Source organism: Fulvivirga aurantia (assembly GCF_009711475.1).
GTDB classification, from domain to species: Bacteria; Bacteroidota; Bacteroidia; order Cytophagales; family Cyclobacteriaceae; genus Fulvivirga; species Fulvivirga aurantia.
Genome location: NZ_SMMD01000678.1, coordinates 1 through 5,555 on the forward strand (window position 1 = coordinate 1; position 5,555 = coordinate 5,555).

Consider the following 5,555-nt stretch of genomic DNA (forward strand, 5'->3'; position numbering starts at 1 on the left):
GTGATTTGGATTTATTTGTCTTATTATCTAAAGTCCATTTGGCCTTCGGATCAAACAAGGTTAAGTTAGCCTTTATACCCTTGTCAATCTTCGGCATATCAAGGTTTAGCAACTCTCTTGGCGTAGAGGTTATTTTATCCAATAAGACCTCTAACGGTACTTTATCAGAGAGTTTACTAATTTCAGCTGCTGTAGTTTGCAATCCAATTATTCCAAAATCAGCCAGATCAAATTCTAGTTTCTTACTTTCCTCATCTTGCGGTATATGGCCAGATACAATAGCATCTATAACACCTTCCTCTAATGCTTTTATGATGGCTTTATTATCTGCAGCTTCTCTAAACGGTGGATTTACCTTCAGATTAGTTTCAAAATCATGTAAATCTTCATCTGTAAATGAAGTTTGGTACGCAGCAACATCACAAGTCACTTGTAATCCTTTTTTCTTTGCAGCTTTGATTAAAGCCAGGGTTCTTTTAGAAGAAACCTTATTGATATGCAGTCTACCACCAGCATAGGCTAAAACCTCCAAATCTCTTTGTACTGCAATTTCTTCAGCGAGTTTTGGCATACCTTTCATACCCAAGCTGGTGCTACTAGTGCCCTCATTCATAACACCAAACATGTTGAGGTGAATATCTTCTGCCCTATTGATCAGCAACCCATCAAACTTTTGTAGATACTGCAGTGATTTTAAGAGAATATCTGTGTGCCATATGGGTTTTCTACCATCTGAAAATGCAACAGCTCCGGCAGTGTGCAAATCAATCATTTCGGTGAGGTCTTCACCCTTATTGTCTAATGTGACAGCCGCAACGGGAAAAAAATCGACTCCGTTGTTACTACCTGTCTTAATGTATTTTACATCATTTTTCGTTTGGGTTACAGGGCTATTATTAGGCAAAATAGCCAAACCGGTGAAACCTCCTGCCAATGCTGCATCTGCTACAGACTCAAAATCCTCTTTAAACTCAAAACCCGGATCACCGACAGTGGTACTCATATCAAACCAACCGATGGTAAGGTATTTACCCTTTCCTTCAATTACCTTATCGGCCTTTGGTGTATCCTTTCCGATTGCTTCTATTTGCCCATTGCTTACCAATACATTTACAATCTTACCGTGGTAAGGAGAATTTTTATCAATTATTTTGGCGCCTTCTATGAGTACTTTCATGGTATAGCTATTACAAATCAATTATGGGAAAAATCGTATTAATAATACTTCAGCTAATAGAAATAACAGAGCTAGGAGTATAGCATATTTCCAAAGCGACTGACCAACGTATTTCCCCTTTACCTCTCCGGCAAATGCTTGCTGGTCGTCTACAGCAAATATAGTGATATCGCCCTGAAACTTATTTCTCACCTCCTCTGAGGTATATTGCTCTAAATCTGACTCATCAAAACTCTTATTAAAAGCCAATGTATTTATCACATTATCACCTAACATGAGGTCATAAAAACCGGTATTCAATACATTTTTAGGCACTTCCATATATACCGTATTGCCGGTAATCCTCTGTGAAGGTATAATTTCTCCTAAGTCACTTTTCAGTCTATAAACCTGGTCGGCTAGAGTGGTATCTGTTTTAAAAGTAATGATGGGTTGGTCTGTAAAATAATATAGCTTATTGTCGGCCGAGGCACTTGCCACAGCCATGCGATACATTACAGGCACGAATAAAGCATGTGAGTAGAGGCTTGTATAACCATCTTGCAAGGGGCTTGCCATTACGTAGAAATTTCCTGTTGTATTGAGTTTACTCAAGAAGGGATCTCCATTTTGTAAGCTTAAAATAGCGGTACGGTCTCGGCCCCAGTCAATCACTTTTTTCGCAGAAGGCATAACCATATTTCGACTCTTTTCTTCAAATACATTTTCAAAAAAAGGATTATCAAAATCGGGGGTGCTTAAATCGACTGACAATAAAGAGTCTCGCAGCGATACATTTTGCAGCCCACGAAGTGAACGATAGCTTGATAAGTCCGGAGTAGCACCACTCACTAATAAAACATTGCCATAAAGCCCTAAATACTCATTTACGACATTAACTAGTGACTGATCAATCTGAGAAATTCCGTTAATTATGACCAGGTCATTTTGCGAAATCAGGCTATAATCGAGGTTAGCCACATTTACACTAGTCAGATTAAAAAGCTCTTCATTTCCATAAACTCTCGTGACGTTAGTCGCGGCATCCGTGTTTTTAATTTCCAATACATTGATTTTACGACTCCCATTGATGGTAAAGAAAAACTCATTATCAAACGTGACAGGAAACTCCTCAAAGGCCACTTTACACTTATTTATGCCATTAAGCTCAAACGCCAAATCAAAAGTGGTCGTCATTGACGTGTTAGGTGAAAGATTGATACTTGAAGTCGCACTCTGCACTTCGTCTACAAACACCTTCACAATTAAGTCATCGACACTCTCCCTTCCGTAGTTACGCACTTTTACATTAAGCTGAAGTTTTTCATCACCTATAAGGAATGGATTATTCAACCAAACTGAATCTACGGCCACATTTTTAGTGGAAGTAAACTCAAGAGGGACAAGGTTTTGGCTTTTACTGCTATCAACTGTTATGACCGCCTCGTCACTTGTGGATTTCTGAAAATCACTGATCCAGAAAATAGTTTGAGATTCAGACTGTGATTGGATTCTGTCATTTATATCGCTCATCGAACGCGTTACACTGCTGTAGCTAAGCTCAGTACTTAAGTCACTCAACTCAGTTTTGCTTTTGGGCAGCATGGCGGCCGTATTAAAATCATTGGTAAGCAAGCGGTAGTTTGTCGCGGCAGGAAAGAGATTGACAAGCTCATTGACATAGGACACACCGGCATCAAAAGCGGTAATACCTTCCCCGACTTCATTGCTCATACTATAAGAATTGTCGAGGTAGATCAACACATCATTTTGGTTCAACCCTGTGTCATCTTCAGCAATTAAAATTGGCTGTGCAAACGCCATGACAAGGAAGAATATAAATAACAACCTTGAAAGTAATATTAAGTAATGCTTGAGCCTCAGCTTAGAGCTACTTGCTTCTTTAACCTTTTGCAGGAACTGTGTATTAGAAAAGTAGACCTTTCGTGTTCTGCGAAAATTAAATAAATGAACTATGATAGGAATTGCCAGAGCAAAGAGACCGAATAAAAACTGCGGGTACAAAAAGTTCATTGACAGCAAAAGTAGAAAAAATCAGCAAAACAAGGTCACAAAAATGCAACACATAATCCAACGACTTTCAAGCCTGATATGTTAAGGTATTTTATACCGTAACCCTTACTGTGTGAGGAACGGTTACAATAAACTGTGTGATGTTATCAGAAGTACGATTATACTTGATAGACCCATGTAACGTTTTTACGGCTTTTCTCGCAATATATAATCCTAGACCATTGCCCGAAGAGTTTTCGTGCGCCACATAAAACATCTGCCACACGTTCTTTTCTTCACCACCATGAATACCAAGGCCATTGTCACTTACCACCATTTTAAGCCCTTCGGTAGTTTCAGAGATATCGAGTGTTACTTTTGGATTTTTAGCAGAGAGTGTGCTAAACTCAAATGAATTTTCCAGAAGATTTCTAAGCACGATGTCCATAAGCATTGGGTAAGACACAAAGTTTTTTGCGTCAATATTTTTATGGAATGTCACTCCATTAAATGACGCAGATTTTTTAAAATCCTTTTCTATCTCAGTCACAATACCCTCAAAATCTACTTTATCCTTATCAGACGGGTAGTTTATATGACTTACCATCACCAGCTTTTTAAGCATAGTATCCATTGATGAAGCGGTATCCCGAGCCTTATCAAATAGCTTTTTACCTTCGGTATCAAGGGTAAGTTTAGCGACTTCTGCAAGACCTACGATGGTGAGCAATGGCCGCCTTAAGTTATGAGCCGACTTGTAAAAGAATGTATCTAGCTCAGCATTTGTCATTTCTAACAATGCAGTTCTTTCGGCTACTAACTCTTCGAGGTGCTCGTTTAGATCGTTGAGTTCTTTATAGGCCTTTTGAGTCTTGTCCTTTTGCTTTTTTATCCTCGCGGTGAAGTAGGCCAAAACCGCTAAAAACAACACTAAGGCTCCGAAACCTATCGTATAGAAAAATACGCGTTGCTCATAGCTTTGCTGTTGCTCGATACGCTGTTGCTCACTTATACTCAGCTGATTTTCGAGATCAGTAATCTGTAAAAGGTTTGCACTTATGCTTTTGAGTATCTGCCTGTACTCTCCCTGATTTTCCTGAAATAAGCTCTCATTTTTACGTAATATCTGATCGAGTAGTTCTATGTCGCCTACAAGCTCTCTTCGCTCTTCAGCCGTGAGGTCATCACCATCTTCTTTGAGCTTACGATTGATGATGCCAATCTTTTCTGAAAAAATCCGGTTAAACTCACTGGCAATATTTTGTTCAAGCTGTGCTCTCTCTATCAGGTAATCAAGGTCATCTTCGATCTTACTGGTTTCAGATATATCGATAAACTGATTGTAAATGTTATTCTTTAGCGAGTCTTCATAAAATGAAATAAGTTGAAAAAACACCTGGTCTAATTCTTCTCTTTGTTCGAGATTAAGATCGGCAAGGCTTATACCTTTTAAATAGTTATAAAACTCATTGATGTTTGTGGTCGAATCAAGTTTTATGGTTTCAATTATAGTAGGCTCGCTCTGCTTAGATGCAATTGGCTGCACGGGTTCTTCCTCTTCTACATCCTTGCTTACCGAAAACCGAAGTAAATCTTTTCCATCTGTAAATTTCTTAATCTCATAGCCAGGGAAATTATAGGCCGACACTACCTTTTCATTGAAATCTAAGGGTACAGTAAACTCAAACTCACCATATATATCAGTGGTGGTTTTTCTTTGGTTAACCTTACCCAGTGTAACAGGCAAATTAGGTATTGGCTCGTTTAATTGATTTCTTACAACACCTCTTACCGTTTTGCTCGTGCGCTGTCTAATGATTATCTCCAGCACACCTTTACTATAGTTCCAAGACTCAGCCTCGAGCGATTCGTTGTATACGTATACATTTTTGGGTGGCAATTGAGATTCCTCTACCTTAACCATCACTACGCCTTTGTCGTTGCTGGTATATCTCTTTACCTCATCGAAGCTAAACTGCATCTCCGTAACCGGACGCATAGATTTATCTAATAGCTTAACCTGAACCAGACGGGTATCCTGAGCGTAGGATGCTATCGCAAAAGCCACAAAAAAACAGACAAGAATAAGCTTAAATGCGTACTTCATTAAATTAATGATTGTCGCTCTGCTGAAGAGGAATATAACGGCTACTTACGACCACAATTTCATGATTGGCCTGTTTGTCTTTGTTTTTAGGTATATCAAGGCTCACCACTAATGGTTCGGCATCGCCAAGTTTTAACCTGATAAAAAACTGACTCGCATATGGAATCTCGATCTCGAATTCTCCTTTACTACTCGATTTTGATTGATACACGATTTCTTTGCTGTTATTTTCTATTACCTCAAATGTTGTATTTGGCAAAACGATTGGTTCACTATCAA

At 38.8% G+C, this 5,555-nt stretch carries 4 protein-coding genes; all 4 read right to left on the reverse strand.

What is annotated here, in order from left to right; genetic code table 11:
* Positions 1-1,177: dihydroorotase (locus E1176_RS07190; protein ID WP_155209927.1), on the reverse strand; the 1,177-nt coding region annotated here is incomplete at its 3' end.
* 21 nt (positions 1,178-1,198) lie between these two features.
* Positions 1,199-3,190, reverse strand: coding sequence for a BatA domain-containing protein (locus E1176_RS07195; RefSeq protein WP_155209928.1), 1,992 nt, complete (start codon positions 3,188-3,190; stop codon positions 1,199-1,201).
* Positions 3,191-3,281: 91 nt separating this feature from the next.
* On the reverse strand, positions 3,282-5,276 hold the full coding sequence (locus E1176_RS07200; RefSeq protein WP_155209929.1) for a sensor histidine kinase: 1,995 nt from the start codon (positions 5,274-5,276) through the stop codon (positions 3,282-3,284).
* A 4-nt stretch (positions 5,277-5,280) separates the two neighbouring features.
* Positions 5,281-5,555 (reverse strand): hypothetical protein (locus E1176_RS20590; RefSeq protein ID WP_185152684.1); only part of this gene is annotated, 275 nt, incomplete at its 5' end.

What these genes read in the sequence shown, in the direction of transcription:
- E1176_RS07200 (WP_155209929.1), bottom strand. Translation starts at nt 5,276, where the DNA reads ATGAAGTACGCATTTAAGCTTATTCTTGTCTGTTTTTTTGTGGCTTTT.
- E1176_RS07195 (WP_155209928.1), bottom strand. Translation starts at nt 3,190, where the DNA reads ATGAACTTTTTGTACCCGCAGTTTTTATTCGGTCTCTTTGCTCTGGCA.